Below are 15,351 nucleotides of genomic sequence, written 5' to 3'. Positions count from 1 at the left end.
GACCGCAGAAAGACGGTAGCTCCCTTGACATCCCAGCACTACGCCGACCCGATGCCTCTGGCGGCGGCTCACGCCCCGGCCCCCCGCACCCCGCGTGCGCCCGACCAACCCGCCACCGGGGCGGGGCGGCGCCCGCTCGACCACCAACAGGCCTGTATGGCGAGTCTCGACGCCACCCTGGCGATCGTGGCCGCCGACGCGGAGTTCTTCCGGCTGTTCGGCCAGGACTCCACCGAAACCTGTGGCCGCAGCCTCTACTCGCTTCTGCACCCCAGCGCTCCCGGGCTGCTGAACCGGCACTTCGCCCGCCTGGCCGAGGGGCAGCGCACACGGTTCGTGGAACGGATGGTGGGGATCCGTGGCGAGGAGGTGCCGTTCTCGGGCGAACTGACCGGCATAGCGGTGCGGAGCGAACCGGGACACGCACCGTCCTTCGTCGTGGTCGTCCGGCCCGACGACGACTCGGCCTCGCTCACCCGCCAGGACGACGCGCCGGCCGGCCGCAGACAGCTGCTCACCGAGCTCGATGCGCAGATCCTCGAAGGCGTCGCGAGCGGCGCCTCCACGGTGCAGCTGGCCGCCCGGCTCTACCTCAGCAGGCAGGGCGTGGAGTATCACGTCGGCCTGATGCTGCGTCGGCTCAAGGCACCCAACCGCGCCGCGCTGGTCGCCCGGGCACACTCCATGGGGATGCTCACCATTGGCAGTTGGCCGCCCAGGGTCCTCCCCGAGTTCGTGAAGGACGCCGACAACCGGCGCGGCCGTGGCGGCCGTGGCAGCCGGGCGGACTCTTCACGGCAGCGCGCCGCGGCCGCTCGCACCGAGGCCGCGGCACCTCGTACACCGCCGGCCTCCTCCGGCGCCCGGACCGCGCCGGCATTGCCGAACTCCCGGGCCTCATAGGGCTCAGCACGGCCGGCAGCACAGTGGGGCGTCCCCGATGGGGCGCCCTTTCTGGCATCCGGCACCCCTGTTCCGTTGTTCCGTGCATCGGGGGCCGCCGCTCCTCCTCCCCTCCCGGGAACCCGGAATCCCTCCTCGGGTATAGGGAATTCCTCAACTGCCGTTGGCGAGGATGGAGATGTCGCCGATGCGGCTCTCGGAACCCGAGCCCCCGCGCTCCGAGAGCCTTGCTGGGATGGCGACGAAGGCCGGTGCACGCCTCCGGCCTGACGCGCACCGGCTCCGTGAGGACAATCCCCTTCCTCACGGAGCCGGCGTTGCCTCGCCGGGCGGCGGCGCACCGGGGAATCGGCCCGTCCAGCCAAGCGGCCAACGCCGGCTGACGTAGCGTCAGTATCATTGCGCGCCCCAATGCTGACCGCCGCACCCACCCGGACCTGCCGCAGGATCCACCGGGCCCGGCGCTCCCGGAAAGCGGGCCGCCGGCAGCGACGTTGCGGAGCCGGTGACGATGTCCTGGCCGTACCCACCGAACGGCTCCCGGCCGCAGCGCGTCTCATCCGTCCGCACCGTCCGCCGAGTCACACGGTGCACGGGTCTCACTGCCGACCGGGTCGTCGGGCTAGAGTCAACTCAGCCGGACAGGCGCTGTCGCCCGGGCCTGCGTCACCGGCGCGACGCATGCCCCCGGCCGGAGACGTCCCGGCGCAGGATCGGCCGGATGGCGTGCTCCGGCAGGGCGCCCACCCGGACCCGGGAAGATCTTCGCCGAAACTTCGCCGCCCGGGCACCCCCGGAGGTCTCCCGCTCACCGCATATAGGAGAAACTGAAGACAGCGCCCCTACGGGGAGAGGCCAAGGACACAGCCATGGACAGGCAGCATTCCTGTGCGCACGGGCGCCGCCGCGTACCACGCGGGGCCTGCCCGGGAGCGGACCGGCCGACGGCCGGCAGCCGTCCGGATGCTGCGCTCCTGCCCGCAGGGGACTGCCCGGCACGACCGTGCCGGGTGCAAGTGCGGACAGAGGAGACTCCCGATGACCGACGGGATACCCACCGACGCGTTCGAATGCCAGCGGGACCGGTTGACGCTCGTCAATCGTGAGGAGGAGCTGTCCTCCCTCTCCGCTCTCGTGCAGGACGCCCGCGCCGGGTCAGGCGGTATCGCGCTCCTGGAGGGCGTCGTCGGCATCGGGAAGAGCCTGCTGCTGCACAGGATGCTCTCCGCTCTCCCCACCGAGGGTCTGCAGGTGCTGGAGGCCCGCGGTGACGCGCTGGAACGCGACTTCCCGTTCGGTGTCGTGCGCCAGCTCTTCGAACCGCTGCTGGCCACCGCCGACGCACCGCAGCTCACCAGGCTGCTGGCGTGCAGTGCCCGTACGGCCGCACAGGCGCTGAGCGGTGAGACGCTCCCGGGCGACGTCATGGTCCCGACCGAGGACATGTCGTACGCCGTGCTGCACGGGCTGTACTGGTTCACCTGCAATCTGGCGGCGGAGGCGCCGCTCGTGATCGTGGTCGACGATGCGCACTGCGCCGATATGGCGTCGCTGCGCTTCCTGACCCACCTCGCCCGCCGGATCGAGGGCCTGCCCGTCGCGCTGGTGCTGTCCCAGCGCACCGGCGACGAGGCGACGGACGCCGCGCTCCTCGGTGACATCGCGGGACAGCCGCTCTGCCGGGTGCTGCGGCCCGGCCCGCTGACCTGCCGCGGGATCGGCCGGCTGGTGAAGACCGTGTTCGGCCATGAGGCGGACGACGAGTTCCACGAAGCCTGTCTGGCGATCACCGGCGGCAACCCCCTGCTCGTCCACTCCCTGCTGACCGTCCTGCGGCTCGGCGGCCGGCCGCCGACGGTCGACGGTCTGCAGTACATCAGCGCGCACGACGGTGCCTTCCTCCACGAGGCGGTGCGGGCCGTCCTGCGAAGTCAGCCCGAGTCCGCCTCGGCGGCGGCCCGCGCACTGGCCGTGATGGGCGACGACGCCCTGCCGGAGGTGTGCGCACGGCTGGCCGGACTGGACGACGCGACCCACTTGGCCGCGCTGCGGGCGCTGCGGGCCAACGGACTGGTCTCGGAGGTCGACGACGGCCGGAGATGGTCCTTCAATCATGGGGTGATCAGGGAAATCATCGTGGCGGACCTGCCGCCCGGGCAGCTTGCGGAGGCGCACCGGCACGCGGCCCGTCTGCTGCTGGACGCGGGGGCCCGTGCCGAGCAGGTGGCCGGTCATCTGCTGCTGACCGACCGGCCGGCCACCGAGGACTGGGCGGTGGCCGTGCTGCGGGAGGCCGCCCGGGAGGCGACGTTCCGCGGCGCGCCGGCACTGGCCGTGGATCTGCTGCGGCGCTGTCTTCCCGCGCAGGGGCAGCCGCCCGAGGACACCTTGGTCCTCGTGGAGCTGGGGCTGGCCGAGGCGGGCGTGGACCCGCAGGCGAGCGTCCGGCATCTGCAGGCGGCCCTGGAGCATGTCCATGAGCCGTCGCTGCGCTTCCGTCTGCTCAGCTCGCTGGCCAGCGGCCTGGTCCGCAGCGGGCAGTCCCTCCAGGCCGTGCGGCTGCTCGCCGAGCAGGCGCCGACGGTCCGCGACGCCGATCTGCAGCGCCTTCTGGAGGGGCAGCGGCTGATGGCGTCGGCCGAGGACCTGAAGAGCCTGGCCGTGACCTTGCGGGAGTATCCGTTCGACATCAGCAGGCCCGGAAACACCCCCGGTGAGCGGGCCCTGATCGCCGCGGGGGCCGGCCTGTGCTCGGTGCGCGCGGACCGGGCCCAGGAGTCGGCCGCCGCGGCCCGCCGGGTGCTGGAGAGCAGCGTGCCCGGTGTCGACTCGCCGTTCTTCCTCACCACGGCGGCGACGGCCCTGCTGTACGCGGGACTGCCGGGCGAGGCGGATGCCGCCTATCAGCGGGTCATCGACGCCACCCGGCAGAGTCAGCGGCTGCTGCTGTTCGGCCTGTGCCAGGCGCTGCGGGCCGAGGCGCAGTACCGGCTGGGGGCGCTGTCCGAGGCGCTGGCGGCCACCCGGTCGGCGCTGAATGTGGTGCCGCCCAGCCACTGGGGCCGCACCCTGGCGCTGCCCGTCGCGACGCAGATCCATGCGTTGATCGACTCCGGTGATCTCGCCGGCGCCGATGAGGCGGCCGCGCAGGCTTTCCCGGCGACGAGCCTGGACACCTGGCAGTGGAACGAGTTCCTGTGCGCGAGGGGGCGGCTGCGGCTCACCCGGCAGGATCCGAAGGGGGCACTGGTGGACCTCCTGGAGGCCGGCAGACGGCAGGGCCAGTGGACCCGGACGAGTCCTGCCGTGTCGTCCTGGTGGTTCTGGGCCGGACGTGCCCACCTCGCCCTGGGGGCGCCGGCGGCCGCCCGGGAGCTCGCGGAGGAGGCCGTGGAGCGGGCCCGCGAGGGGGATCTGAACGATGCACTGGGCGCCGGTCTGCGGCTCCTCGCCACGACGGAGAGCGGTGCCGGCAAGCTGAGCATGCTGGAGGAAGCGCTGTCCGTCCTCGACGGCTCCCCGGCGCGGCTCGAACGGGCGCATGCGCTGGTCGACTACGGCTCCACCCTCCATGCGTGCGGGCGCACGGAAGCGGCACGGGAGACGCTGCGCCAAGGGCTCGATCTCGCGTATGCGCTCGGTGCCGCCCGGCTGCACGCCCAGGCCAACGACGCGCTGCTGGCCACCGGCGCCCGCCCCCGCAGAGTCACCTCGAGCGGTGTCAAGTCGCTGACCCCGAGCGAGGCCCAGGTGGCGCGGATGGCGGCGGCCGGTGGGACGAACCGGGAGATCGCCGAGGAGCTGTTCGTCACCCAGCGCACCGTCGAGCAACATCTGACGTCGGTGTACCGCAAGGTCGGGGTGTCCGGGCGGCGGGGCCTCGGTGCGTTCTTCGACCCCGAGAGCGCAGCGAAGTGACGTCCCGGCCGTAGCGCGTCCCCGCGCCGTCCCGCGGGGAGCGGTCTCCGTGCCCGGCCCACGCCGGCCGGGCGCGGCGGCCCGTCACCGCGCTGCCCCCGTTGCGGCCCCGGCCCCGGGCGCCGGGCTCGTCCGCCCTCCTTGGCCGACGGGGACGACCACCGCGGTCATGACCAGGCCCGCCCGCACGGCCCAGCGCCCCTGGAAGCCGGTCAGCAGGGAATCGCCCAGCTGCCACCCGGACACCAGCAGCCGCGCGGTGAAGGTCCCGTCGTCCGGGTCGAAGGAGAGACATGCGTCCTCGAACTCCAGCGGACGCCGGGTCATCGGGAACCACGCCTTGTACACGGACTCCTTGGCGCTGAACAGCAGCCGGTCCCAGGGCAACGGCGGTGCACCGTAAGGGGTCCGGGGAAGTCCGGCGCGCTCCCCGGGCAGCGCCACGGCCTCCAGGACCCCCTCCGGCAGCGGCGTCGCCGGCTCGGCGTCGACGCCCAGGGCGAGCACCTCCGTGGACCGTGCGACCACCGCGGCGGCATATCCCTCGCAGTGGGTGATGGCACCGACGAGCCCGGACGGCCAGCGCGGTTCGCCGCGTGGTCCCGGCAGGATCGGTACGGGCGGCGAACCGAGCCCGGCCATCGCCCGGCGGGCGCACCAGCGGCCCGCCGCGAACTCGCGTGTGCGCTTGGCGACCGCGCGGGAGACGAGGGGTTCCTCCTCCGGCAGGAGCGCCGCTGCCGGCGGCTCGCCGAAGATTTCCGCCGCGGACACCGACTCCGGCAGTAACTCGTCGATCAAAGCGGTACCTCCTGTCCTTGGGCCTGTGAGGGTGCGCCTCGCTGGGCACCGGCGCGGAGCAGCACCTCACGGCACTGCGGGCCGAGACTAGAGCGCGCGCCCGGCCGGGACCACCGCAGTGGCCTGCCCCGCCTCAAGTCCCGGGGAAATGACCAGACTTTCCCGGTCATGGGGGATCGTTCGGCCCCGCCGGGCGGACACGGATGCCGCCGTCGGGCTCAGGTGGACCACACCCGCGGCGGTGTTCCCCGGGGCCGGGCGCTTTAGGGATTTCCCGAACGTCGCCCCTGCTCCAATGGCGTGCAGCGAATCGTCACCCCGAACATCGGTCGTTACGCAGTCGAACGGGCTCGAAGAAGGGCAGTTGACCATGCTGATGAACGAAATGAACGCACTGCTTCGTGGGGGCCCCACCACCTACGTCGCAGACGAGGAGCGGGTCCGCTACGTACCGGACACCACCTCCCCGCTCAAGCTCCTCTGCGGCAACCGCTACGAGCATTTCGAACCGACGGCGGAACGCGTCCGCCAGGACGGTCACACCCTCCAGGTGTTCGTCTGGGCGGGCTGCACGTACGTGGCCGAGTAGCGCCGCCGGGCGCCAGTCCCGGCCTCGCGCGAAGGCGCGGGGCGTGCTCGCCCCCGCGGCTCGACCGCGCGTCGGAGGGTCGGCATCCTCAGCTCACGGAACTCGCAGTGTGACGCGTGGACATCGGCAACGCGGCGCCGGTCGTGATCGTCTTCGTCGGTGACCCGGTGGGCCACCAGTACCCGGGCAAGGAGCAACCCGCCGTCAACGTCGTCTCCCTGAGCCTGTGGCCGGAGAGATCCCGGACATCGTCGGCGGGCACGGCTCCGGCACCCGCCTGACCGGCTCACCGTCATGGAACACGGCCGCGTGGTCGAGAAGGTCGAGTACGGCACGTACGACGATCTCCCCCGCGTCGGCGGACCGCCGCCGAGCTCGTCGCCCGGCCAAGGACCGGTGAGCCCCGGTGGACGCCTCCAGGATCCCTGAGTCGATGCGCCGTGTCAGCCGAGGTTGCGCCATGCATGCGCACATCCGGGGCTCGGCGCGCACCCGCTACAGGCCGTGGCACTCCTGAGCGCAGGGATCAGCGGGTCCACCGCAGGCAGCGTGGCAGCCGCTGCCGGGCCGGCCCACGGCACACCGCGGAATCCACGCTCACCGCGATCCGGTCGGTCCGTCCGGCCCCGGCCGACTCGGGGCCCGCCACGCTGCGACCATTACCGCCACGAAGGAGATATTCTCCGCATAAATGGACAAATGTCTCCGATCCGTGAGGGATATGTCGTCCCGAGCGGTCCTGGCCGGGGACCCGCCGACTGGTCGGTCGAGATCGCCGAGGAGGAACGCCGCGTGGCAGACGAGCGGGCGTGGTTGGGCGAGTTGTTGAGATCAGTGGAGTCGGCGCCCCCGGAGACGGCCGTCTCCGTGCTGGCCCAGCTGCTGGCGAGAAGGCTTGCCGCGACCGAGGTGTCCTTCCTGATCACGGACCTCGGCGGCAAGGCCGTCGTACGGCTGACCGGGGCCGCCGCGGAGGGCGGGCCGACACAGCCGCGGCGGATCCAGCTGCGCGGCTCGGTCTACGAGCGAGTGGTCCGTTCCCAGCAGGTCCACGTGGCGAGCGTCGAGGGGTCGGGAGCGGGCGGAGCGGGCCTCGTCCAGGTCATCGCGCCGGTGTCCGACCGCGGGGATGCGATCGGCCTGCTGGAGCTGACGGTACCTGACCGCCCCGACCACCAGACGAGGCAACTCATCGTCGATGCCGCCCATGCGCTCGCCTACGTAGTGATCGTCAATCGACGCTTCACCGATCTGTACGAATGGGGCCGTCGCACCACACGCCTGTCGCTGGCCGCCGAGATCCAGCACCGTCTGCTCCCCGACTCCTTCACCTGCGACACCGGCCGGTTCATCGTCGCCGGAGCAATGGAGCCGGCCGCCGACATCGGCGGGGACACCTTCGACTACACGCTCGATCGTCATGCCCTGCACCTGTCCCTCACCGACGCCATGGGGCACGACGTACAGGCGGCTCTGCTGGCGACCATGGTCGTCGGAGCCCTGCGCAACGCCCGCCGGGCCGGCAGCAGCCTTCTCGACCAGGCCCAGGATGCCCACCAGGCCGTCGCGGACTACGCCGACCGAGCACATCAGGCGTTCGACGCCCAGTCGGAACAGGTACGCCAGGCCGTCATCCGGCACGGTGGCCAGGTCATGGCCACCGGACAACTGCTGCGCCTCGATCTCGACACGGGCCAGACCACCTTCGTCAACGCCGGCCACGTCTGGCCGCTGCGCCTGCGCGACGGGCAGGTCGAGGAGCTCACTCCCCTGGTCGACCTGCCCTTCGGCGTCACTCCGAACCCGGGCTACCGCCTCCAGAGCCTCGACCTGCGTCAAGGCGACCGGCTGCTCCTGCTCACCGACGGCATGCTGGAGCCCCGGGGGACCGAAGCCGACCTGGGCAACCTGCTCGGGCAGACCGGCGATTGGCACCCCCGCGACGCCGTGCGCCTCTTCACCGAAACCGTCCTGGAACTCTCGAACCACGACCCACGCGACGACGCCACCGTTCTGTGCCTGGACTGGCCCGCCCCCAACGCCCCCTACACCGGCCGCAGGGCCGACAACAAGCAGACCAGCACATCCTGAAGGCGCCCCCGGGCCCGCCACCGCGTTCACCACAAGGGCACCTGTCCGTTCCGGTGCAACATCCCGCGCACCCTTGCGCGCGACGGGGTGGTCGAGGGATTCCGGTGCCGGTGCGAGGCATGAGTCTCGCAGTAGCGGCCGTTCCCGGACAGGCGAGAACCGTTCATCGCGGCGCGGGACAGCACCGTCCTCCAACGGAATGTCCTGGAGGGGCGGCTCGGCACAGACCTGGTCTCGTCACTCCGGCCGGGCATAGCGCCATGCTGCCGGCCGTTGATCAGGATCTCGTCGAGCCACCGGAGGGTCGGAGGTCCGGCTGCCGCACCCAGGAACTGATCCAGCGGCCCGTACCGCTCCACGGGGCGCGACCGCAGGCATGATGGGGGCCATGACGCACACCGCCCGCCGCATGTTCGAGCTCCTGGAGCCGATCTGCCTGGTCACCTACTTCGCCGACGAGTGCAACGAGGAGCTGGCCGCGCTCGGCCACCGCACCTACTGGGACGGCTACTTCGCCAGCCGCGCCGCGCCGCTGGGGCGGGTGCCGGCGCAGGTCGTGCACGCGGCCTTCTACAGCTTCGCCGACGGGGAGACCGCGCGGCACATCCCGAGCGCGTGGGAGACGATCCCGCCCGAGGCGTCCGTCGCCGCGCGGGAGCGGGGCAGCGCGGCCTCCGTACGGCGGATCCTCGGCGACGAGCTGGCCGGCTCCCCGGGCCTGGTGCGCGCCGCCGACCTGACCACCAAAGCCGCGACGAACGCGCCCACGGAAGGCCGGGTGATGTACGCCGGGATGCGCGCCCTTCCGGTGCCGAGCGACCCGGTCGCCCGGCTGTGGCATTCCGCGACCATGCTGCGCGAGCACCGCTGTGACGGGCACGTCGCCGCTCTCGTCGGCGCGCGCATCGGCGGCGCGGAGGCCCACGTGCTGGACGCGCTGGCGAAGGGCATCCACCCGCCGGAGTCGTTCGGGCGCCTCCATCACCTGCCGAAGGAGCGGCTGGCCGCGGTCATGGACGGCTTGCGCGAGCGCGGGCTCGTCGACACCGACGGCCGCTTCACCGACGCCGGCCGCGAGACCAAGCAACGCATCGAAGCCCTCACCGACGAGCTCGCCGCCCCGCCGTACGACGCCCTGTCCCCCGCCGAGCTCGACGAGCTGGTCGCCGAGCTCGAACCCCTCACCGCGACGCTGGTGGCCGCGGGGTCGCAGTGACGAGCGGCGACTGAGGGGACGAGGCGCCCGCCGTCGGGTACGGCGCGTTCTCGGCCCGGTGTTCGCGCCCGAGGACCTCGACCACGTAGGCAGCTCCCGCTCTCGCTCCAGCAGACCCCGGCCCGTCCGCAGTGCCATCGGACCGGAAACGCAAGGTCGCCGACGACGGCCGAGGGAATCTCCGGAGAAGGCTCACTGGTCCGCGGCGGCAGGCGCCGACGGAACTCCCGCACGTGTGCCGGTGACGGCGGACCGTCGTTCCTCGCGCCTTCCCCACGCCGCGAGGGCAAGGGTGACGGTGACCGATCCGGCCGCCATCAACGTCATCGCCGTGGCCGGGGAGGTCAGTTGGGCCAGCGTGCCCGCGAGGGCGGCGCCGAGGCCCTGGAGGGCGGCCATGCCGGTGGCGTGCAGGCCGAGGGCTTGGCCTGCGAGGTCGTCGGGGGTGAGGGACATCAGGCGTTCCTGCAGGACCAGGCTCCCGGCGAAACCGACGGAGGCGACGGTGGCGGCCAGGGCCGACAGCGGCACTCCCGGCTGCAGGACGAAGAACAGGTAGGGAATCGCCAGCAGCAGGCGCAGCGGAGTCGCGAGCCGAGGGCGCGCCGCGGGCGGTACCAGCCGGCCCACCGCCATGTCGCCCACGAACATGCCCAGTGCCCCGCACGCGTACAGCGTGCCGGCGGCTCCGGGGGCGTAGGAGACGTAGAGCGAATCGCTGCCGACTACCAGGCCGTTGGGGACCCACAGGCCCAGGTACGTCAGGCGGCGGGAGCGTGACGACCACAGGAGGGCGTTGGTGCGCCAGGTCGCCGAGACGGACGGGCGGCCGGCGGAGCGCGGTGCGCGGGCCGTGAGGCCCAGGCGGGTGACGAGGGCCGACGTGAGGTACAGCGCCGTCGCGAGGAGCAGGCAGGTCCGCGGGGACAGGAGCGCCAGCAGGGCGCCGCCCGTCGCGAACCCGGCCACCTGCGTCAGACCCCAGAGCATGTTGTACACCGAACGCCCCAGCACATAGCCGTCCTTGGACAGGATCTCGTTCAGCAGTCCCCCGCGCACTCCCCCGCCCAGCGACGCGACCAGGCCCTGCAGGAGTACGACGGCGAAGACCGCCCGGACCGGCAGGCCGGGCAGCGCCAGCACCGCCGTGCCGGCCGCGAAGGCGAGGGCGAGGCCGGAAAGGATCGCGCGCGGGGGCAGGCGGTCGGCGCCCGAGAGCAGGAACGCGGCGCCCGCCAACTGCGCCAGCTGCGGGCCGAACATGCTCACCGCCGACAAGAGGGGGGAGCCGGTGGCCCGGAAGACCAGCGTGCCGAGAGCCAGGCTGCCGATCGTCTGGGCCGCGGCGAAGACGGCGAAGGAGAGCAGGAACGGGGTGAACTCCGCGGTGCGGAACAGGGAGCGGTAGCTGCGCATGCGTCGAAGTCTCGGAGCGGCCGGGGGTCGTGTTTATTGTTTCGCCGACACGCGAAAGGTCGTACGCATGGGCCTCTGGCAGATCGACACCGACACCCTCGCCCGCAGCCGTTTCGTGCTCTCGCCGTTCGCCGAGACCTTCGCGAGCCTGAAACTGCTGCACGCGGGGACCGGCGCCCATCCCGGCGAGGAGACCTGGCTGCGCGCGCACCTGCCCGGCTACCGCGCGCGCCTCGCGGCCGACCCGGTGACCGCGCTGCTGGTCCGGGCGGCACTCGGCACGTCCTGGATCGCCGACTTCATCTGCCCCACCTCGTGCGTCGGGGAGAGCTTCGAGGAGACCGTGTCCCGGGTGCGGGCGGCCGGGGCCGGAGCGGCGCGCGCCGACCTCCGCGTTTCCCTGCGGGGGCCGCTCCCCGCCGCCCTGGAGCGGGACGACCTTCCCGAGCGGGCGACCGCGCTCCTGACGTACGTCTGGGAACAGACCGTACGGCCGTACTGGGAGCGTCGGCGGCGCGTCCTGGAGGCCGACATGGTCGCGCGGACCGCGCAGGTGAGCCAGGGCGGCTGGGCAGCGGTGCTGGACTCTCTTCGGCCCGGGATCCGGTGGCTCGGGGAGAGCCGGTTCCAGGTCAACCTGAACGCCTATCCGCCGCGGGAGATCGCCGCCGGGGCCGAGCTGATGTTCATGCCGGTGACGCCGAGGGCCGGATGGGTGTCGTGGGAGGAACGGGAGCGGTACGCCGTCGTGTACCCGTGTCTCGGGGTGCTCGCCGAGGACCACGCCCGGCGCCCCGTCCCGGCCGGGCTCGGGGCACTCATCGGGACGGCGCGGGCCGGACTGCTGGTGCTGCTCGGGACTCCCATGAGCACGACCCAGCTGGTCGCCGTCACCGGACAGGGGCTGGGGTCGGTGGGGCGGCACCTGCGGGTGCTGCTGGACGCGGGGCTGGTGGCGCGCCGGCGGTCCGGGCGGTCGGTGCTCTACGTGCGGACGGCCGCCGGAGAGGTGCTCGTGAAGGCGTCGGGGCCGGGTACCGGTGACCGGGAACCGGAGCCGGGGATCCACCAGTGAGCAACCGCGGTACTTCCGACGGGAGTTCCGGCTGCTGCGCGGCCGCCGCGGCAACGGACCTCGCAGCACGGGGGTGCCGCTTGATCGCGTGGCACCCCCTCAGCCGTCTCTCGTGCGGCAGTCGACTGGTGCGATCCCCGGCGAGGTCGAGGTCGAGGCGGCCAGCGGCAGCAACGACTGGTGGAAGTCGGTCACATCACCGTGTCGGTCTGCAGTGGTCCTGCGGTGATGCGCAGTTCACGGACGCGGATCGTCTCCTCGTCGGCGAGGTAGAAGATGTGCATGAACGGGGCGCGGACCACGCGGTCGGGTTCGGTCTTCTTGGCCATGGTGGCCTCTCCGCGCAGGAGACGGACGCCGTCGCCCGTGGCCCAGAATTCCAGGATCTTGTGAGTGATGATCAGCGGCTCGTCGATCTTGACGAAGAACGCCTTGATGGCTTCGACGCCGTGGACGTGTGCGGTGCCGAAGAACATGTCGGTGTCCTCGGTCAGCGGCGCGAAGCCTTCATCGAACTCCAACGTGTCGATGGCATTCATGAACTTCAGGACCCACTCGGGCGCGGGCGTCGCGTGTGCCGTATGCGTCACTCCCTCATCTCCCTCATCTCCCTCATGATCGAACAGTCGTTCCGGCCTGTTCTCGGAATCCATCGGTGACCTAACGGCCTCGTGATCCATCGGTGACCTCACGGCTCGTGCACCTCAAGCAGCAGCTTTTGCCTGCCGGTTCGGGCAGCAGTTGGTGATCTCGAAGCTCGTGGCTGTTCACGAGGAAGGGCCGCAGTGCATGGGGACGGCTCGGCAGCCCGAAATCAGGTGCAGCGCAGGCCGAGTTGGTGGCCATCGACTCGAGATCGGCCAAGGAACCGCCAACGAGAGGGTGGTGCCGTGCGCCCGTCAGGCGTCGAAGTGACGGCGCGCGTCCTCGATGTGACCGAGGTACTGGTGGGTCCAACCGCATATGGCGTCGACCGTGGCGCGCAGGGCCCGGCCCGGCTCGGTAAGGGTGTACTCGACCCGCGGCGGCACGGTGGGGTACACCTTCCGGTCGACCAGGCCGTTGCGCTCCAGCATGCGCAGGTTCTGGGTGAGCATCTTGTGGCTGACGCCCTCGACCTCGTTCCGCACTTCGCTGAAGCGCAGGGTGCGCTCGCCGAGTGCCTCGATGATCAGGAACGCCCACTTGTTGGCAACGTCCGAGAAGATCTCCCGCGCCAGGGAGTCCGCGCGTCTCAGGTCGGCGTCCTCGGGCAGGCCCTTGAGCAGTTGCTTGGTCACCATCAGGTTCCTCAGTCACCGAAACGTGCGTTCTTCCAGGTCAACCCTGACTCTCCTACAGTTTCCGAGTAACTACAAGAGAGCAAACCGGAAGGGCGAGCACCATGGCCACCATCGATGTCTTCCACTACAACGTGCCGGCCGAGAGCGACTTCGGCTACTCACAGGCGATCAAATCCGGCGAGCTGATCCACGTCTCCGGACAGCTCTCGCTCGACGAGGCGGGCGAGTTCCTCCACGCGGACGACTTCGCCGCCCAGCTCACGCAGACCTACACCAACGTGGACAGGGTCCTGGACCACTACGGAGTCACCCGGAAGCAGGTCGTCTCGCAGGTTCTGTACGTGGTGGACCTGCGGCAGAACGCCGCGGCGACGGCGGAGGGCAACCTGGCGTACTTCGGCGACCACCGCCCGGCCAGCACGGTTCTCGGTGTCACCGAACTGACCTTCCCCGGCCAGGTCATCGAGATCAGCTTCGTCGTCGACACCAAACTGCCCGCCTGAGCTCGCCCAAAGCCAGGCCTCATGAGACCGGGCCCGAGTCCGGATCCCCGGAGGGTGCGACGGGCACGGCGAGTTGCTTCACCTCGGGCCGGGGCGTCGGCGCAGGGCCGCGAGGACTCCCATCACCAGGGCGAACATGAGCAGCGTGAGCCCCAGATAGATCAGGGGGTTGACCCAGCCCGGCACCAGCTCGGATTCCACCCCGTCCGACGTGACGCAGCGCGCACTGACCGGCAGCGTCTCCCGCGTCACGATGTGATCGCCCCGTACTCCCTGCGCCGCACACATTTGATCCGGGTCAAGGACGTAGAACCCCGACATCACGCCCCACGCATACGCGCCAAACGCAGCCGCACCGGCCAGGACCGCGACCAGGGCGCACGTCGCGACGCCCGGCAGGTGCCACCCCCTGCCCGGTAGCCGCTGGTGGACCCGTAAGACGAGCACCACGGCGGCGATCACGAACACACAGGGCGCCAAGATCGGCCCGAAGGCCAGGATCAGAAACGCAAGCTTTGCCATGCCTGCCAGGACACCGCAGGGGGAAGGTCGGTTCCTCCTCACGCGACCCACCTGATCCGAACCCCTGAGCGCGCCTCGTGAGGTCCCCGCCAACTGCGGCGCCCAGTCACCGCGTGTACTGGGCGCCGCAGTTGGCCAGTGAGCTCTCTGCCGGGCCGGGCCGCTGTGCGCTCCGCGGCTCGACCGCCGGTGTTTTCCGGCGAAGTGGCACGTGGTCGGGCCGATGAGCGACCCCGCGAAGGCGACGGCTTCCAGACCGGCGTCGAAGGATGCGGCGGGGCTTCAGGCAGGCGGCCTGGTGTCTGATCAGTCCTCGTCGCCGTCCTGGTCGTCCTGGTCGACGTGCTGGTCCAGGACCTTGCCGCTGGCCGCGTCGATGGTGACGTCGTGGCTCTTGTGGTCCTTGCCGAGGACGTCGACCTCCCAGACGGCGGAGCCGTTGCGGTCGTTGTCGTCGAGGCCGTACGAGACGACGGTGCCGGGGACGGCCTTCAACGCCGTGTCGGTGGCCTTGCCGTGGCCGATCTTGTCGGCCTTGACCAGGGCCTGGGTCTCGGCGGCGTCCTGGGCGGCGTCGTCGTCGCGGTCCGTGTGCGTGTTCAGGACCTTGCCGTTGCCGGCGTCGATGGTGACGTCGTGGCTCTTGCGGTCCTTGCCGAGGACGTCGACCTCCCAGACGAGGGAGCCGTTGCGGTCCGCGTTGTCGAGTTCGGCGGAAGTAGCGGTGCCGGGAACGGCCTTGAGGGCCTTGGCGGTGGCCTCGGACTGGCTGACCTTGTCGGCCTTGACCTGCGCGCGGTCCTTGGCGGCGTCGTCCAAGTGACGCTCGCTCTGGGAGAGCCGGACCGAGGACTGCGGGGCCGGGCCGTCGTCGTCCGCGAAGGCGGTCGCGGCACCCGTACCGCCGATCAGTGCGACGGCAGCGGCCGTGGCGAGGACGACGGCGCGGGGGGCGAGCGTGCGCTTGACGGTGGCCTTCATGGGGAGGTTCCTCCGGATCGTGTGGCGTTTCGTTCCGTCGGCGGGCCCTGTCG

15 protein-coding genes are annotated in these 15,351 nt (G+C 71.5%); 9 read left to right on the top strand and 6 right to left on the bottom strand.

Annotation, left to right across the window (positions count from 1 at the left end):
* Nucleotides 1–24: 24 nt before the first annotated feature.
* Both AB0411_RS13280 and AB0411_RS13275 read left to right on the top strand, forming a co-directional pair.
* Entirely contained in the window at nucleotides 25–903 is an 879-nt protein-coding gene (locus tag AB0411_RS13280; protein ID WP_366417379.1) for a helix-turn-helix transcriptional regulator, read from the top strand.
* 1,038 nt (nucleotides 904–1,941) lie between these two features.
* Complete coding sequence (locus AB0411_RS13275) at nucleotides 1,942–4,821, top strand: helix-turn-helix transcriptional regulator (protein WP_366417378.1); 2,880 nt, start codon at nucleotides 1,942–1,944, stop codon at nucleotides 4,819–4,821.
* A gap of 84 nt (nucleotides 4,822–4,905) precedes the next feature.
* Here the strand turns inward: AB0411_RS13275 and AB0411_RS13270 are convergent, their stop codons facing one another.
* Nucleotides 4,906–5,622, bottom strand: a complete 717-nt coding sequence (locus tag AB0411_RS13270; protein ID WP_366417376.1) for a 4'-phosphopantetheinyl transferase family protein — start codon at nucleotides 5,620–5,622, stop codon at nucleotides 4,906–4,908.
* A 370-nt stretch (nucleotides 5,623–5,992) separates the two neighbouring features.
* Between AB0411_RS13270 and AB0411_RS13265 the strand changes: the two genes are divergently transcribed.
* From AB0411_RS13265 to AB0411_RS13245, 5 genes are all read left to right on the top strand, one after another.
* The gene (locus tag AB0411_RS13265; RefSeq protein WP_359455247.1) at nucleotides 5,993–6,211 is read left to right on the top strand and encodes a DUF5988 family protein; all 219 of its coding nucleotides are present in this window, start codon (nucleotides 5,993–5,995) and stop codon (nucleotides 6,209–6,211) included.
* Between the two features lie 116 nt (nucleotides 6,212–6,327).
* Nucleotides 6,328–6,492, top strand: coding sequence for a hypothetical protein (locus AB0411_RS13260; RefSeq protein WP_366417375.1), 165 nt, complete (start codon nucleotides 6,328–6,330; stop codon nucleotides 6,490–6,492).
* Between the two features lie 13 nt (nucleotides 6,493–6,505).
* Nucleotides 6,506–6,640, top strand: a complete 135-nt coding sequence (locus tag AB0411_RS13255; protein WP_366417374.1) for a hypothetical protein — start codon at nucleotides 6,506–6,508, stop codon at nucleotides 6,638–6,640.
* A gap of 270 nt (nucleotides 6,641–6,910) precedes the next feature.
* Nucleotides 6,911–8,302 (top strand): PP2C family protein-serine/threonine phosphatase, encoded by a 1,392-nt coding sequence (locus AB0411_RS13250; protein ID WP_366417373.1) that lies wholly within the window; start codon nucleotides 6,911–6,913, stop codon nucleotides 8,300–8,302.
* Nucleotides 8,303–8,690: 388 nt separating this feature from the next.
* Complete coding sequence (locus AB0411_RS13245; protein WP_366417372.1) at nucleotides 8,691–9,518, top strand: SCO6745 family protein; 828 nt, start codon at nucleotides 8,691–8,693, stop codon at nucleotides 9,516–9,518.
* A gap of 192 nt (nucleotides 9,519–9,710) precedes the next feature.
* On the opposite strand, the gene AB0411_RS13240 is transcribed toward AB0411_RS13245, so the two are convergent.
* Nucleotides 9,711–10,934, bottom strand: a complete 1,224-nt coding sequence (locus AB0411_RS13240; RefSeq protein ID WP_366417371.1) for an MFS transporter — start codon at nucleotides 10,932–10,934, stop codon at nucleotides 9,711–9,713.
* Between the two features lie 67 nt (nucleotides 10,935–11,001).
* On the opposite strand from AB0411_RS13240, the gene AB0411_RS13235 reads away from it, so the two are divergent.
* On the top strand, nucleotides 11,002–12,009 hold the full coding sequence (locus tag AB0411_RS13235) for an ArsR/SmtB family transcription factor (protein ID WP_366417370.1): 1,008 nt from the start codon (nucleotides 11,002–11,004) through the stop codon (nucleotides 12,007–12,009).
* Between the two features lie 191 nt (nucleotides 12,010–12,200).
* On the opposite strand, the gene AB0411_RS13230 is transcribed toward AB0411_RS13235, so the two are convergent.
* Nucleotides 12,201–12,599, bottom strand: a complete 399-nt coding sequence (locus AB0411_RS13230; protein ID WP_366417369.1) for a nuclear transport factor 2 family protein — start codon at nucleotides 12,597–12,599, stop codon at nucleotides 12,201–12,203.
* 309 nt (nucleotides 12,600–12,908) lie between these two features.
* On the bottom strand, nucleotides 12,909–13,292 hold the full coding sequence (locus AB0411_RS13225; protein WP_366417368.1) for a winged helix-turn-helix transcriptional regulator: 384 nt from the start codon (nucleotides 13,290–13,292) through the stop codon (nucleotides 12,909–12,911).
* A gap of 101 nt (nucleotides 13,293–13,393) precedes the next feature.
* On the opposite strand from AB0411_RS13225, the gene AB0411_RS13220 reads away from it, so the two are divergent.
* Nucleotides 13,394–13,795: a RidA family protein gene (locus AB0411_RS13220; RefSeq protein WP_366417367.1), complete on the top strand. Its 402-nt coding sequence runs from the start codon at nucleotides 13,394–13,396 to the stop codon at nucleotides 13,793–13,795.
* A gap of 78 nt (nucleotides 13,796–13,873) precedes the next feature.
* Here the strand turns inward: AB0411_RS13220 and AB0411_RS13215 are convergent, their stop codons facing one another.
* On the bottom strand, nucleotides 13,874–14,317 hold the full coding sequence (locus AB0411_RS13215) for a hypothetical protein (RefSeq protein ID WP_366417366.1): 444 nt from the start codon (nucleotides 14,315–14,317) through the stop codon (nucleotides 13,874–13,876).
* A gap of 306 nt (nucleotides 14,318–14,623) precedes the next feature.
* Nucleotides 14,624–15,298: a PepSY domain-containing protein gene (locus AB0411_RS13210; protein ID WP_366417365.1), complete on the bottom strand. Its 675-nt coding sequence runs from the start codon at nucleotides 15,296–15,298 to the stop codon at nucleotides 14,624–14,626.
* Between the last annotated feature and the right edge of the window lie 53 nt (nucleotides 15,299–15,351).

Source organism: Streptomyces angustmyceticus (assembly GCF_040701845.1).
GTDB classification, from domain to species: Bacteria; Actinomycetota; Actinomycetes; order Streptomycetales; family Streptomycetaceae; genus Streptomyces; species Streptomyces angustmyceticus_A.
The sequence above is the reverse complement of the archived record's forward strand: the minus strand, read 5'-3'. Positions and strand labels throughout refer to the sequence as shown.